The following is a 13,544-nucleotide window of genomic DNA, read 5'->3' as shown; positions in this document are numbered from 1 at the left end:
TTGCGCTTCGGCGCGCCGGTTGCCAAACCCCTGTCCCATGAAAAGTCTTTCCGCGGTTGCGACGCTCCTTGCCTCCCTTTCCTTGACCACGGCTCCGGTATTCGCCGCCGAGCCCGCGCGGCCGGAAATGACCAGCCCGGCGATCCCGGACGCGGCGGACACGCCCTGGCCCGGCGGGACGATCCAACTCGACATCGATGCCGGCGACACCACGCGCGCCGCCTACAAGGTGACCGAGACCATTCCGCTTGCGCCCGGCACGCGGAACCTGACGCTGCTGTTCCCGCAGTGGCTGCCCGGCAATCATGGGCCGCGCGGGCCGCTTGCCGAGCTGGTCGACCTGCGCTTCACGGTCGACGGCAAGCCCGTGACCTGGCGGCGTGACCCGGTCGAGGTCCATGCCTTCCATGTCGACCTGCCGGCCGGTGCGCGCCAGCTTGTCGCCCGCTTCGTCCATACTTCGCCGTTGCAGCCTTCCGAGGGGCGCGTGACGATGACGCCGGACATGCTCAACCTGCAGTGGGAGAAGATGAGCCTCTACCCCGCCGGCCATTACGTCGGCCGGATCCGGATCCGCCCCAGCGTGACCCTGCCCAGGGGCTGGACGCCGGGCACTTCGCTCGATGGCCAGACGAACAGCGCAAATCGCTGGAGCTGGGCCGAGACGGACTATGAGGAGCTGGTCGATTCCCCGATCTTCGCGGGCGCCTATTTCCGCAAGTTCGACCTCGGTCACGACGTTGCGATGGAAACGGTGGCCGACACGCCCGAACTGCTCGAACTGGCGCCTGACAACCTCGGCAAGCTGCGCGAGCTTGTCGATCAGGCGCTCGTCCTGTTCGGCAAGGCGCCTTTCGATCACTATGACTTTCTCGTCGCGCTTTCGAGCCGGATCGGCGGCATCGGTCTCGAACATCTCGAATCGAGCGAGAATCAGCTGGAGCCGCGCAATTTCGTCGACTGGAAGGCGCTCGACTGGGACCGCAACGTGCTGGCGCACGAGCTGGTGCACAGCTGGAACGGCAAGTACCGCCGCCCGGCCGGGCTCTGGACACCGGACTACCGCACGCCGATGCGTGACGATCTGCTCTGGGTCTACGAAGGGCAGACGCAGTTCTGGGGGCTGGTGCTCGCGGCGCGCTCGGGCGTTCAGCAGAAGGATACCGTGCTTGACGCCATCGCCCGCGCCGCCGCCGCGCTTGCGGCCAGTCCGGGGCGCGGCTGGCGTTCGGTGGAGGACACCACTTTCGATCCCGTCTTCGCGGCGCGCAAGCCCAAGCCCTATGCCTCGCTGGCGCGCGGCGAGGACTATTACTGGGAAGGCGCGATGGTCTGGCTGGAAGCCGACCAGGTGATCCGCCAGGGCACCGGGGGCAGGAAGGGCCTCGACGATTTCGCGAAGGCCTTCTTCTCCTACCGCGACGGTACGGGGCCAACCCTGAGCTATACGTTCGATGACGTGGTGGCGACGCTGAACGGGGTTTACCCGTTCGACTGGGCCGCCTTCCTCAAGGAGCGGATCTACCAGCCGGGCCGCGCGGCGCCTTATGCCGGGATCGAGAAGGCCGGGTACAGGGTCGTCTTCAAGGACGAACCCAACTCTTACGACAAGGCTCTTTTCGACAAGTACGGCAGCCTTGACCTGACGCATTCGCTGGGCATGACGGTGAGCAAGGAGGGGGAAGTCAGCGGGGTGATCTGGGATGGCCCGGCCTTCAACGCCGGGATCGTCACCGGCGCGAAGATCGTCGCGGTCGACGGCACGGTCTGGTCGGCCGATGCCATGACCAGGGCGATCCGGAACGCGAAAGGCCGGAAGGAGCCGCTTCAGTTCGTGGTGCAGCGCGGCGAAAAGGTGATGACCGTGCCGGTCGACTACCACGGCGGCATGCGCTGGCCCTGGCTCGAATCGGCCACGCCGGGCAAGGCAGGCGGTCTCGATCGACTGCTTTCGCCCCGTCGCGATTAAATCCGGCTCCGGCCATTCGCCTGTTGCGGTGCAAAAAGGGCGCGGCTAAGTCGCGCCCCGCGACAATCACACCTGCCTAACAGTCGCGGCTCTGCACAAGAAGGAAGAGTATGCGCATCGATATGATTCCCGTCGGCGAGAATCCGCCGGAAAACCTCAACGTCATCATCGAGGTTCCTACTGGCGGTGAGCCGGTCAAGTACGAGTTCGACAAGGCTTCGGGCGCGCTCTTCGTCGACCGCATCCTGCATACGCCGATGCGCTATCCGGCCAATTACGGTTTCGTTCCGCACACGCTTTCGCCCGACGGCGATCCGCTCGACGCGCTGGTCGTGGCGCGCTCACCGTTCATTCCGGGCTGCGTCGTGCGCGCCCGCCCGATCGCGGTCCTCAATCTGGAGGACGAGCACGGCGGCGACGAGAAACTGGTCTGTGTTCCGGTGGATTCGACCTTCCCGTACTACAGCGACGTCAAGGAGAAGACCGATCTTCCCGAGATCGTCTTCAGCCAGATCGAGCATTTCTTCACCCACTATAAAGACCTTGAAAAGGAAAAGTGGGTAAGAGTCGGCACGTGGGGTAACGCCGAGGAGGCGCGGAAAATCGTCCTCGAGGCCATTGAGCGCTATAATGCAACTACGCGCTGAGCGGCTCTTCGAGTCGCGCTGACAGCACGAGTTCCACTCCCCCATGTGGAACGGGGGCCGACGGTGCAAATCGTCGGCCCTTTGGTATTATAAAGGCGGAATTTTTTATTCCGGCCGCGGGCTGCATCGGTTTTGCGCGAGCGTCGCGCGGCCTGCAACCGTCAGGTGACGACGCGGCCGCCGTTGACCCCGATGGTCTGCCCGGTGACGTAGCCGGTGGCCTCGTTGCACAGCCAGGAGCAGGCATTGGCGATGTCGTCGGGCTCACCCAGACGGCGAACCGGGACGGATTTTTGTAGTACCTCGGTTGGAATCTGGAACCGCTCGCGGTTGGCCTCGGACATGATTGTGCCCATCACCGAGCCGGGCGGAATGTTGTTCACGGTGATGCCGTAGGGCCCGAATTCCTGTGCCATCGAACGGGTCATCGTCACCATCGCGCCCTTGGACGAGCTGTAGGGGATCATGTTGATCGCACCGGTCTGCGCGCTGGAAGAGGAAATGTTGACGATGCGGCCCCAGCCGGCGGACTTCATGTCGGGCAGGCATTCCTGCGTGACGATGAAGGGGCCGCGCATGTTGACGGCAAAGATGAAATCCCAGCGCTCGTCGGTCAGCTCCTCGAAAGGCGTGAAGTCGGTGACGCCGGCGTTGTTGACGAGAATCGTGATCGGGCCGAGCGCTTCGCGGCATTTCTCGACCGCCGCCCTGACCGAAGCGCGGTTGGAAACGTCGGCGCCCAGTGCGATTGCCTTGCCCCCTGCGTCCTTGATCGCTTTCACCGTATCGGCGCAGCGCTCTTCGTCGAGATCGAGCACGCCGACCGCGACGCCGTCCCCGGCAAGACGCTTGGCACAGGCGGCGCCGATCCCGGCCGCAGCGCCCGTGACGAGGGCAACTTTGTAGCTCATGATGTTCTCTCCCGGTCGTTTCCAGTGGGTCGGAAATGGCTAGGCGAGAACGCGCGCGTGCGGAAGCCGGAATCTGGAGCACATGTTCAGTCTTCGCCGGGGCGCGATATGCGCCCCGGTAAGGCGCAGTGCTTCGGCAGGGCCGCGCGGCCGATCCTGGCCGGCGGGCCCGCTTTCCACCTGGTCCGGGCGCACCGGATCAGGCGCTGGGCTGGATGCCCATGCAGAGGTATTTGACCTCCATATAGTCGTCGAGGCCGTAGTGCGATCCCTCGCGCCCGAGGCCCGATTGCTTGACGCCGCCGAAGGGCGCGACTTCGGTGGAGATCAGGCCGGTGTTGATCCCTACCATGCCCGCTTCCAGTGCTTCGGCAACGCGCCATACGCGGCTGAGGTCGCGTGCGTAGAAGTAGCTGGCGAGGCCGAATTCGGTGTCGTTGGCCATGGCAATGGCATCGGCTTCGTCCGTGAAGCGAATCACGCCGGCGAGGGGACCGAAGGTCTCCTCTTGCGCCAGCTTCATATCCGGCTTCACGCCGGCGATCACGGTGGGATTGAAGTAGGAACCGCCGCGCTCGTTGCGCGAGCCGCCTGCGAGGATCTTCGCGCCGCCATCGAGCGCGTCCCGCAGGTGCTCCTCCACTTTCTCGACCGCCTTCTCGTCGATCAGCGGTCCGATGTCGGTGCCTCCATCCATGCCGTAGCCGACCTTCATCGCCGAAACGCGCGCGGCGAGCTTTTCGACGAATTCGTCATAGACGCCGTCCTGCACATAGAAGCGGTTGGTGCATACGCAGGTCTGGCCCCCATTTCGGTACTTGGAGATCATCGCGCCATCGACCGCGGCATCGACATCGGCATCGTCGAAGACCAGGAACGGTGCATTGCCGCCCAGCTCCATCGAGCACTTCTTGATCGTCTCGGCCGATTCCTTCAGCAGCTCGCGGCCGATCTCGGTCGATCCGGTGAACGTGATCTTGGCGACCTTGGGATTGCCGGTGAGTTCGGAGCCGATCTGTCCCGCGCTGCCGGTCACGACATTGACCACGCCTGCCGGAATGCCCGCCATTTCGCACAGCGCGGCGATGGCGAGGGCCGAATAGGGGGTGGCCGAGGCAGGCTTGATGACGATCGTGCAGCCTGCCGCCAGCGCCGGCCCTAGCTTGCGGGTGATCATCGCATTGGGGAAGTTCCAGGGCGTGATCGCGCCGACGACGCCGACCGGCTGCTTGATAACGACGATGCGGCGGTCCGCCGCGTGGCCGGGAATGACGTCTCCATAGGCGCGCTTGCCCTCTTCGGCGAACCATTCGATGAAGCCGGCGCCATAGGCGATCTCGCCTTTGCCTTCGGCGAAGGGCTTGCCCTGCTCGCGGCTGAGCAGTTCGCCGAGATCGTCCTGGTGCTGCATCATCAGGTCGTAGAGCCTGCGCATCAGCCTGGAGCGCTCGCCCGCGGTTTTCGCCCGCCAGGCCGGGAGCGCGGCTTCAGCGGCGTCGATGGCGCGGGCGGTCTCGGCCTTGCCCATCTTCGGTACGGTGCCAAGCGCCTTGCCGCTGCCCGGATCGGTCACGTCGAAAGTGGCGCCCGAATCCGCGTCGCACCACCTGCCGTCGATGTAGCACTGCTGCTTGAGGAAGTCGGTGTAGGCCATCGCGTGAGGTTCCCTGGTCTCCCGGCTCCGCCCTGCGGAACCGCTCCTTCGCTGCCCCGCATAGGATTGCCCGGCCAAGGTGGCAACCGCTCGCCGCCATGCGAAGCCGGTGGCACTGCGAACATCGCCATCCCGGCATCGCATCTGCGCATTGACGCGAGGCCGGCGTGCGGATACCATCCACATAACGAAAAAATATTCGTAATAGCGAATTTGAGGTGGAGAAGGACGACGGACTACGCTGGCTACATTGATGGCGCCTTCGTCAAGGGCGAAGGAAAGGCCTTCACGGTCGAGAACCCCTCGGACGAAAGCTGCGTCGCGAGGCTGACAGGCGCGAGCGGCGCGCAAGTCGACGGTGCCATCGCGGCGGCGCGGCGCGTCTTCGACGAGGGCGTATGGCCCGGCCTCTCGATGAAGGAGCGCGCCGCGATCATGACGCGCTATGGCGAAGCGCTGCGCAAGGCGGCGGGCCGGCTCAGGGAACTGGCGATCCTGGAGGCGGGTTGCCCTGTGTCCTCTACAGTCATGGGCGCGCAAGTCCACGCGCCGCTCAGGATGACGGACGAGATCATCGAGCTGTTCCTGCGCCTTCCGGAGATCGAGGAAAACCCGCTGCCCCTGCACGAGCGGGTCAATGCCCACTTCGTCGTCCAGAGTCTCAAGCGGTACTCGCCGCTGGGCGTGGTTTCGGCGATCCCGGCCTACAACGTGCCGTTCTATACCGCGTTCTGGAAGGTCGTCCCGGCGCTGATGGCGGGCGATACGGTGATCCTGCGGCCGAACCCGCTGACCCCCCTTTCGGCAATGATCTTCGCCGAGGCCGCCGACGAGGCGGGCCTGCCCAAGGGCGTGCTCAACGTGATCACGGAGGACGGGCTGGAAGGCGGTATCGCGATGACCACCGATCCGCGTGTGGACATGGTTTCGTTCACCGGCTCCTCCAGCGTCGGCACGAAAGTCGCCGCGCAGGCGGCGCCTACGCTCAAGCGGCTGGTGCTGGAGCTGGGCGGCAAGTCGGCGCAGATCTACCTGCCCGATGCGGTGGCGCGCGCGCCACAGGCCGCCTACTCGGTCTGCACCTCGCATGCGGGACAGGGCTGCGTGCTGGGCACGCGCGTCTTCGTGCCGCAGGAGAGCAAGGCCGAAGTGCTTGAAGGCATGGCCAAGGCGCTGGCGGGCGTGAAGATCGGCCCTGCCAGCGATCCGGCGACCCAGCTCGGCCCCGTCATCAGCGCGGCCCAGCGCGACCGCTGCGAGCACTTCACGCGCGCCGCCGTCGAGGCGGGCGGGCGCGTGGTATGCGGCGGCAGGAGACCGGAGGGATTAGACAAGGGCTTCTACTGGGAACCAACCGTTCTCGACCTGCCGGACAACGGGAACCCGGCCGCGCAGGAGGAGATCTTCGGGCCGGTCGTCGGCGTCATTGGCTACCGCGACCTCGACCATGCGGTGGAAATGGCGAACGATTCCCGGTTTGGCCTCTCCGGCTGGGTCCACGGCGCCGACAAGGTCAAGTCGCTCGAAGTCGGCCTGCGCATCCGCAGCGGCGCGGTCAACGTCAACGGTGCGCTGATGTCGAGCTACGCCAGCGGCGGCGGCGTCAGGATGAGCGGCCTCGGGCGAGAGCGCGGCATCGAGGGCCTGCGCGAATTCCAGATGATGACCACGCTGAATATCGGCGGGTGAGGAGAATGGGCATGGATGGACTGGTTCAGGGCAAGGTCGCGGTCATTACCGGCGCGGGATCGGGCGTGGGGCGCGCGGCGACGCTGCTGTTCTGCGAGCATGGCGCCAGAGTGATCGCGGCGGACATCGATGGCGGGAATGCGGAAGCGACCGCGATGATGGCGCGCGACGCGGGCGGCGAGTGCAGGGCGGTGACCTGCAATGTCGCCGATCCCGCATCGGTGGAGGCGGCGGTGACGGCGGCGGTCGCGGCTTTCGGGCGGCTCGACATTATCTACAACAATGCCGGCATCACTATCAGCCCGGTACCCGGCAAGGGGCTACGCAGCCTCGTCGAATGCGATCCGGAAGAGATGAAACGGGTCGAGGACGTCAACATCAACGGCGTGATCTATGGCTGCCAGGCGGCGATCCGGCAGTTCGAGAAGCAGGCCAGGGAAGGCGCGGGCAGCGGCGGCGCGATCGTCTCGACCGCTTCGGTGGCCGGGCTCATGGGCTATGGCGGCGTGCTCTACGGTGCGACCAAGGGCGCGGTCGTCCAGCTGACCCGCGCGCTCGCCATCGAAGTCGCCGGCAAGGGCATCCGCGTCAACGCGGTCTGCCCGGCGGGAATGCTCACGCATTACGCGGGCATGGACCCCGACTCCGAGCACCGCGGCCGCATTCTCGAAGGCATGGGCAAGGCGCACCCGCTGGGCAAGCCGATCGACCCCGCCGATACGGCGGCGGCGGCAATGTTCCTGTGTTCGGACCTTGCCTCGAACATCACGGGCGTAAACCTGCCCGTCGACGGCGGCCTTGCCGCCGGCCGCAAGGTAGGAGACTGATACCATGGCAACCTGTCCCGCACATTCCAACGCGCTCGCTTCCCTGATGTCGGACAACCCGCGCTATGCCGAGATGTTCGACGTCAACAGCCAGAGCGCCAATGCCGGTGTCGACGGCAATCGCGACTATACCGACGACATGAATGCGCTGCGAGAGCGGGGCGCGGTGCAGAAGGGCTCTCTGCGTGAGCTTCTCGGCGTGCCTGAATTGACGCATTCGATGGGTCCCCCGCGCGAGGCGATGACCTTCTTCTCCTACCGTGCATGCGAGATCGGCTTTCGCGAGAACCTCGTCTTCTCGTCGGAAGGCTATAATGAGAGCCCCGGCGTGCGCACTATCGGCAAGACCATCCTCTCGATGGTCGGCAAGCCGCACAAGCGCCTGCGCTCGGCGGCCCAGCCCTTGTTCAAGCGCCCCAAGGTGATCGACTGGTGGAACAAGCGCTGGATCGAGGAGACTGTCGCGGCGATCCTGGATCGCATGGACGGCTGGAAAACCACCGACCTGAACTTCGAACTCTGCGCGAGGCTGCCCATGGCCACGGTCACTCGCGCGATAGGCCTCGAAGGCGAGGATGTGATCGAGTTCCGATACCAGCTGGACCGCGCGACCTTCGGCGCGGCCAAGCTGCCGCCCGAGGAGTCGGCGGCTGCGCGCACCTACATCGACGAGACCCTGCGCGCGCTCATTGCCGAGAACACGCGGGCCCCCGGTGATAACCTCATCTCCGGGCTGATCGCGGCCGAGATCGTCGACGAGGAGGACGGTATCAAGCGCCCGCTCACCGAGGATGAGATCTTTGGCTATTGCAAGCTTGCGATCTTCGCGGGCGGGGGCACGACCTGGCGGCAGCTTGGCATTACCATCGACGCGCTGATGACTCACCGCCATTTCTGGGACGCCTGCCGCGAGGACCGTTCGCTGGTGGAGGCCGCCGTCGAGGAATCGCTGCGCTGGCGCTGCACCGACCCGATGATGCCGCGCCTGTGCGTGGAAGATTACGAAGTGGAGGGGGTGACGGTGCCCGCGGGTACGCGCGTGTTCCTGTGCTTCGGCGCGGCGAATCACGATCCTGATGTCTACGAACGTCCCACCGAGTACGACATCTTCCGCAAGAAGAGTGCGGCCAACATGGGCTTCGGCTTCGGCCCGCACCGCTGTCTCGGGATCGAAGTCGCCCGGCAGGAGATGATCGTTGCGATCAACGGTCTGCTCGATCGGTTCCCGGACATGTCCTATGATCCTGCCCGTCCGCGCCCCGAGTACCGTGGGCTCGAACATCGCGGCATGACCTCGGTACCGGTGCGCCTTAAATGAGCGGGACGATGAAACGGGTTGTTCTGGCCAGCTACGCCAGAGGCAATCCCAGGCCGTCGGATTTTCGTGTCGAGGACGTGCCGGTCCCTGAAGCCGGCGAGCGCGAAATCCTGCTCAGGACGCTGTGGATCGCTGTCGATCCGCTGATCCGCTTTTCGCTGGACGAGAACCTGCTTTCGGGCGCCACCCGAATGGAACCGGGCAGCCTCATGGTCGGGCCGACCGTCTCGCAGGTCGTGGCCTCGAACCATCCCGAATATGCCCCGGGCGATTTCGTGGAAGGGCGTTCCGGCTGGGCCGAGTACAATGTCCTCGCGCCGGATGAGGCCGATTATCGCGGCCCGCCGCGCAAGCTCGACCCGTCGCTGGCGCCCGTCTCCACCGCGCTGGGCGCGCTGGGAGGGCCAGGCCAGACCGCGTACGAGGGCATCGTCAACGTCGGTCGGGTCAAGGCGGGCGAGACCGTGGTGATCTCCGCTGCCGGCGGCGCGGTGGGTTCGATCGCGGGGCAGATCGCAAAAGTGCTGGGCGCGCGCGCGGTCGGCATCGCCGGCGGGGAGGCCAAGTGCCGCGCGCTGCTCGATCTCGGCTTCGATGCGGCGGTCGACTACAAGGCGCCCGATTTCGCCGACCGGCTCAAGACGGCATTGCCCGAGGGCGCCGACGTCTATCTCGACAATGTGGGCGGCGATGTGACGCTGGCGGTGCTGCCGCTGCTCAAGCGCGGCGCGCGCATGCCGATGTGCGGCTTCATCGCCTATTACGGCATGGGCATGGAGGGGCCGGGGCCGGACCGCCTGCCGGGGTTCTACCGTCAGATCATGGCCAAGGGACTCGAGATCAGGGGTTTCGCGGGCATATTCGCGGGCCAGAAGGGCCTGAACGACATCGCCGGGTGGATGAAAGAGGGCCGGCTGCGCTTTCCGGAGGCCATCGTCGAGGGCATCGAGGCGGCTCCGGAGGCCTTCTCCAGCGTGTTTTCGGGCCACGACCACGTCGGCAAGCTGCTGGTGCGCATCGCGCCCGAGGCTTGATTAGACGCATGAAGAGGGACACGGTGGATCATGATGACCACTGAAACGCGCCCGCCCCCACCTCGCAGCACCGCCAATCCCGCGCCCGTGCGTCTGCGCGATTCGGTGCGGCGAACATCGAGCATCGATGTCTCTTGGCCCGAGGGCATAGAGAAGGACCGTCTTCTCATCGGCCGCGCGCGCGATCTGCTGACGCCCGCGAGCGGTCTGCCCCCGCGTGTGCTGGCCGAAGGCCGCTTCGAGGCTCTGCTGGCCGAGGACAAGACGATCACCGCGATCCGCGCGGATGCGCCCGCGCCCGATCTCTCGCACCTCGTAGGCGAGCGCGGTGGCGGGCATCTGCGGATGGTGCTGCGCGAAACGATGCCGCGGCTCGTGGCGGATTGCGATCCGCTCTACCTCGTGCTCGACGATATTTCAGGTTCGGCGCTAGTCTCCGCCTTTGCCTGGAGCCAGTGGTATCCCGATTGGGCGGCCAAGTTTCGTGAGCGCATGGGTGCGGAAGAGCATGACCGGCTCCTGGCGCAGCGCGTCAACGTTTGCTGGGGACTGCGCGAAGGCAATAGCGGCGTGACCGGGACGCTGAAGAATGTGGCCGACGCCGATGCCGGCGACCTGCGAAACCCGGCCGATCCCGAAGGCTGGCACCAACTCGCCGATGCGGATGGTCCTGGCTTCCGGCGGGCGCGCCGCATCGACGTGACGCACGACGATGCCGCAGGCGTGATCCGCATCGATTCCGCGTTCCAGGACAGCGCGAAGCGGCGCGAGCGCGGGCGCGTGGCGATCCACGAATACCGGCTCCGGGCCACGGCGGATATCAGGACGCTGGAGATCCTGACGCTCGAACCGGAAGCGCGCATCCTGCCCTTTTCCGAATGCCCGGGGGCAATCGGCAATACGGCCCGCCTCCTGGGCAAGAGGCTGCCCGACATTCGGGACGAAGTGCTTTCATTGCTGCGCGGGTCCGAGGGCTGCACGCATCTCAACGATGCCCTGCGCGCGCTGGCCGACGTGCCGAAGCTGGTGAGCTGCCTGCGCGAACCGGCCTGACAGCCAACTCGCTCCGCTGGGGCGGTATGTGCCCAAGCCGGTTTGCTCCGCCGGGGGTTTTGACGCACCTCTCAGGCAACGGGACAGCTCTCGAATCCCGACAGGTCCGGGAGAGATCAAATGGACAACGCGGAGTTTGCCAGGCGCTATGGGCCATGGGCGCTGATCGCCGGGGCATCGGAAGGAACCGGCGCGTCCTTCGCGCGTCGCCTTGCGCAAAGCGGGCTCAATCTCATTCTCGTCGCCCGCAGGGACGGGCCGCTGGCTCGGCTCGCGGAAGAACTGCGCGCGGCCCATGGCATCGAATGTGTCACTGCCTCGATCGACCTCGCCGGTGAGGATGCGGCCGCGCGGCTTCTTGCCGCGGCCGGCCCGCGCGAAGTCGGCCTGCTGATCCTCAATGCCGGCGCCGATCCCAATGGTGCGATGTTCCTCGACAACCCGATCGCGAACTGGGACATGCTTGCTATGCGCAACGTCATGACGGCGATGCGCGCGCTTCATGCGTTTGGAACGCCGATGCGCGAGCGCGGACGCGGCGGCCTGATGGTCGTGGGTTCGGGCGCCTGTTATGGCGGCTTGCCGGGAATCGGTGTCTATGCCGCGACCAAGGCTTTCGATCTTGTCCTGTGCGAGGCGCTCTGGGCCGAGTTGGAGCCGCATGGCGTCGATGTGCTGAGCTACGTCATCGGCCGCACCGACACGCCCGCGCACCGCGAACTGATGGAAGCGCGCGGCATGCCCGTTCCAACCGGTCTTGCCGATCCCGACGACGTCGCTCGCCTCGGCCTCGAACGGCTCGCCTACGGTCCGGTGTGCAACTGGGGCGAGGCGGACGACGAGGCGGTAATGTCGGCGACTTCCGCCGCCCAGCGCCGCGAACGCATCCGGGCGATTGCCAAGGCGTCAGCCGCCTATGCCGGAAAGGATTGAGCCATGACCGACGCACTTGCCCAGCTTGCCGACAAGCAGGCGATCACCGAGCAGCTCTATCGCTATTGCCGATCCGTCGACAGACTGGACGTTCCGCTGGGCCAGTCGGTGTTCCACGCGGATGCCACCGCCGATTACGGACCGACCGGTTACCAGGGGACCGGGCATGGCGCGATCGAGTGGATCTGCCAGGCGCACAGCCAGCTCCTGTGCCACTCGCACCAGGTCAGCAACATCCTCATCGAACTCGACGGCGACCGTGCCGGCAGCGAGGCATACGTTACCGCGACCCTGCGCATGGAGCGCGGGGGCAAGATGATGCTCATCGAGAACTGGGCGCGCTACTGCGACCGCTGGTCACGTCGCGACGGATTCTGGCGGATCGACCACCGCGATACCGTGATCGATTACGATTCCATCCGCGAAGTCGCGCCGATGCATGCCCACGAACGGGGCCGGCGAGACGAGACCGACCCATCCTATCCCGCTTTTGGAGTTCATGCGTGAAAGACATCAGGATCACCGTCTCGTTCGACATGCGCTCGCCCGAATGGGCGACGCCGACCGACGAGCTTTACCGTGCCGCGATCGAGATGGCGGCCTTTGCCGACAGGATCGAGGCCGACCGGATCGGGCTGATGCAGCACCACGGATCGGAAGACGGCTATCTGCCCCAGCCGTTCGTGCTCGCGGGCGGCATGGCGGCGGTGACCGAGCGCATCCGCTTCCTGCTCGGCGCGGTAATTCTCCCGCTGCACGACCCGGTCGAGCTCGCCGAGCAGATCGCGATCGTCGATCTCATGTCGAAGGGCCGGCTCAACGTGATCTTCGGCGCGGGCTACGTTCCGAGCGAGTTCGCCATGTTCGGCAAGTCGCTCAAGGACCGGGCGAAGCTGATGGATTCCGGGCTGGAGATCATCCTGCGCGCGCTCAGGGGCGAGCGTTTCGAATATGAGGGCCGCCCGATCTTCACCCGTCCGCTGCCGGTGCAGGAACCGGAGGACATCGTCATGGTCGGAGGCGGCGTTCCCGCCTCGGCCAAGCGCGCTGCGAAGTTCGGAGTCGGCTTCGGGCCGATGAAGCCGGACCTCGTCGATCTCTATCTTTCCGAATGCGAGCGGCTGGGCAACAGGCCGCGCACCTGTTTTCGGCCCGCTCCGGGCATGCCGAACGCCATCCATCTTTGCGAAGACCCCGACGCCGGGTGGGAAGCGATCGCGCCGCACGCTGTCCACGTCATCACCGAATATGCCAAATGGGCCGAGCAGGAGGGCAATGCTTCCAGCTCGCCATTCAAGGGCCTGACCGATCCTGCGGCGCTGCGCCACGCCGGCATGTTTGTCGCATGGACGCCGGAAATGCTGCTCGAGAAGGCGCGGACGATGGAGGGCGGCAACATCGGCTTTCAGCCCCTGCTCGGCGGCCTCTCGCCCGAGGAGGGCCGGAAGAGCTTGAAGCTGCTGGAGCAGGCCATGCCCGAGCTGAACGAGATCATCGGCCGATAGGGCC

The 13,544-nt window shown here is 65.9% G+C and carries 12 protein-coding genes; 10 read left to right on the top strand and 2 right to left on the bottom strand.

Annotated elements, in window-relative coordinates; genetic code table 11:
• Positions 1-37 precede the first annotated feature (37 nt).
• Positions 38-1,969, top strand: coding sequence for a M61 family metallopeptidase (locus IEX32_RS14410; RefSeq protein ID WP_188772247.1), 1,932 nt, complete (start codon positions 38-40; stop codon positions 1,967-1,969).
• A gap of 110 nt (positions 1,970-2,079) precedes the next feature.
• Entirely contained in the window at positions 2,080-2,616 is a 537-nt protein-coding gene (gene ppa, locus IEX32_RS14405) for an inorganic diphosphatase (protein ID WP_188772246.1), read from the top strand.
• 161 nt (positions 2,617-2,777) lie between these two features.
• On the opposite strand, the gene IEX32_RS14400 is transcribed toward ppa, so the two are convergent.
• A complete protein-coding gene (locus IEX32_RS14400) occupies positions 2,778-3,527 on the bottom strand; it encodes an SDR family NAD(P)-dependent oxidoreductase (RefSeq protein WP_188772245.1) in 750 nt (249 codons plus the stop codon).
• A 199-nt stretch (positions 3,528-3,726) separates the two neighbouring features.
• Positions 3,727-5,181, bottom strand: a complete 1,455-nt coding sequence (locus tag IEX32_RS14395; RefSeq protein WP_188772244.1) for an NAD-dependent succinate-semialdehyde dehydrogenase — start codon at positions 5,179-5,181, stop codon at positions 3,727-3,729.
• Between the two features lie 213 nt (positions 5,182-5,394).
• Here IEX32_RS14395 and IEX32_RS14390 point away from each other — a divergent pair, with 213 nt between their 5' ends.
• The 8 genes from IEX32_RS14390 to IEX32_RS14355 all read left to right on the top strand — a co-directional run bounded on the left by IEX32_RS14390 (position 5,395) and on the right by IEX32_RS14355 (position 13,540).
• Entirely contained in the window at positions 5,395-6,870 is a 1,476-nt protein-coding gene (locus IEX32_RS14390; RefSeq protein WP_188772243.1) for an aldehyde dehydrogenase family protein, read from the top strand.
• An 11-nt stretch (positions 6,871-6,881) separates the two neighbouring features.
• A complete protein-coding gene (locus IEX32_RS14385; protein WP_188772242.1) occupies positions 6,882-7,697 on the top strand; it encodes an SDR family NAD(P)-dependent oxidoreductase in 816 nt (271 codons plus the stop codon).
• Between the two features lie 4 nt (positions 7,698-7,701).
• A complete protein-coding gene (locus IEX32_RS14380; protein WP_188772241.1) occupies positions 7,702-9,015 on the top strand; it encodes a cytochrome P450 in 1,314 nt (437 codons plus the stop codon).
• Positions 9,016-9,023: 8 nt separating this feature from the next.
• Positions 9,024-10,049, top strand: a complete 1,026-nt coding sequence (locus IEX32_RS14375) for an NADP-dependent oxidoreductase (RefSeq protein WP_229736388.1) — start codon at positions 9,024-9,026, stop codon at positions 10,047-10,049.
• A gap of 30 nt (positions 10,050-10,079) precedes the next feature.
• Entirely contained in the window at positions 10,080-11,102 is a 1,023-nt protein-coding gene (locus IEX32_RS14370; RefSeq protein WP_229736387.1) for a DUF2889 domain-containing protein, read from the top strand.
• A 120-nt stretch (positions 11,103-11,222) separates the two neighbouring features.
• Positions 11,223-12,035: an SDR family NAD(P)-dependent oxidoreductase gene (locus IEX32_RS14365; protein WP_188772238.1), complete on the top strand. Its 813-nt coding sequence runs from the start codon at positions 11,223-11,225 to the stop codon at positions 12,033-12,035.
• Between the two features lie 3 nt (positions 12,036-12,038).
• Complete coding sequence (locus IEX32_RS14360; protein ID WP_188772237.1) at positions 12,039-12,542, top strand: nuclear transport factor 2 family protein; 504 nt, start codon at positions 12,039-12,041, stop codon at positions 12,540-12,542.
• Positions 12,539-13,540: an LLM class flavin-dependent oxidoreductase gene (locus IEX32_RS14355; protein WP_188772236.1), complete on the top strand. Its 1,002-nt coding sequence runs from the start codon at positions 12,539-12,541 to the stop codon at positions 13,538-13,540. The genes IEX32_RS14360 and IEX32_RS14355 overlap by 4 nt, the downstream gene beginning before the upstream one ends.
• Positions 13,541-13,544: the final 4 nt, after the last annotated feature.

The sequence above is a fragment of the Novosphingobium endophyticum genome, from assembly GCF_014640675.1.
In the GTDB taxonomy this organism is placed as follows: Bacteria; Pseudomonadota; Alphaproteobacteria; order Sphingomonadales; family Sphingomonadaceae; genus Novosphingobium; species Novosphingobium endophyticum.
The sequence above is the reverse complement of the archived record's forward strand: the minus strand, read 5'-3'. Positions and strand labels throughout refer to the sequence as shown.

Excerpts from the sequence above, each read along its gene's own strand:
- IEX32_RS14395 (WP_188772244.1), bottom strand. The coding sequence starts at position 5,181 with ATGGCCTACACCGACTTCCTCAAGCAGCAGTGCTACATCGACGGCAGG.
- ppa (WP_188772246.1), top strand. The coding sequence starts at position 2,080 with ATGCGCATCGATATGATTCCCGTCGGCGAGAATCCGCCGGAAAACCTC.
- IEX32_RS14360 (WP_188772237.1), top strand. The coding sequence starts at position 12,039 with ATGACCGACGCACTTGCCCAGCTTGCCGACAAGCAGGCGATCACCGAG.
- IEX32_RS14365 (WP_188772238.1), top strand. The coding sequence starts at position 11,223 with ATGGACAACGCGGAGTTTGCCAGGCGCTATGGGCCATGGGCGCTGATC.
- IEX32_RS14370 (WP_229736387.1), top strand. The coding sequence starts at position 10,080 with ATGATGACCACTGAAACGCGCCCGCCCCCACCTCGCAGCACCGCCAAT.
- IEX32_RS14385 (WP_188772242.1), top strand. The coding sequence starts at position 6,882 with ATGGATGGACTGGTTCAGGGCAAGGTCGCGGTCATTACCGGCGCGGGA.
- IEX32_RS14375 (WP_229736388.1), top strand. The coding sequence starts at position 9,024 with ATGAAACGGGTTGTTCTGGCCAGCTACGCCAGAGGCAATCCCAGGCCG.
- IEX32_RS14400 (WP_188772245.1), bottom strand. The coding sequence starts at position 3,527 with ATGAGCTACAAAGTTGCCCTCGTCACGGGCGCTGCGGCCGGGATCGGC.
- IEX32_RS14380 (WP_188772241.1), top strand. The coding sequence starts at position 7,702 with ATGGCAACCTGTCCCGCACATTCCAACGCGCTCGCTTCCCTGATGTCG.
- IEX32_RS14410 (WP_188772247.1), top strand. The coding sequence starts at position 38 with ATGAAAAGTCTTTCCGCGGTTGCGACGCTCCTTGCCTCCCTTTCCTTG.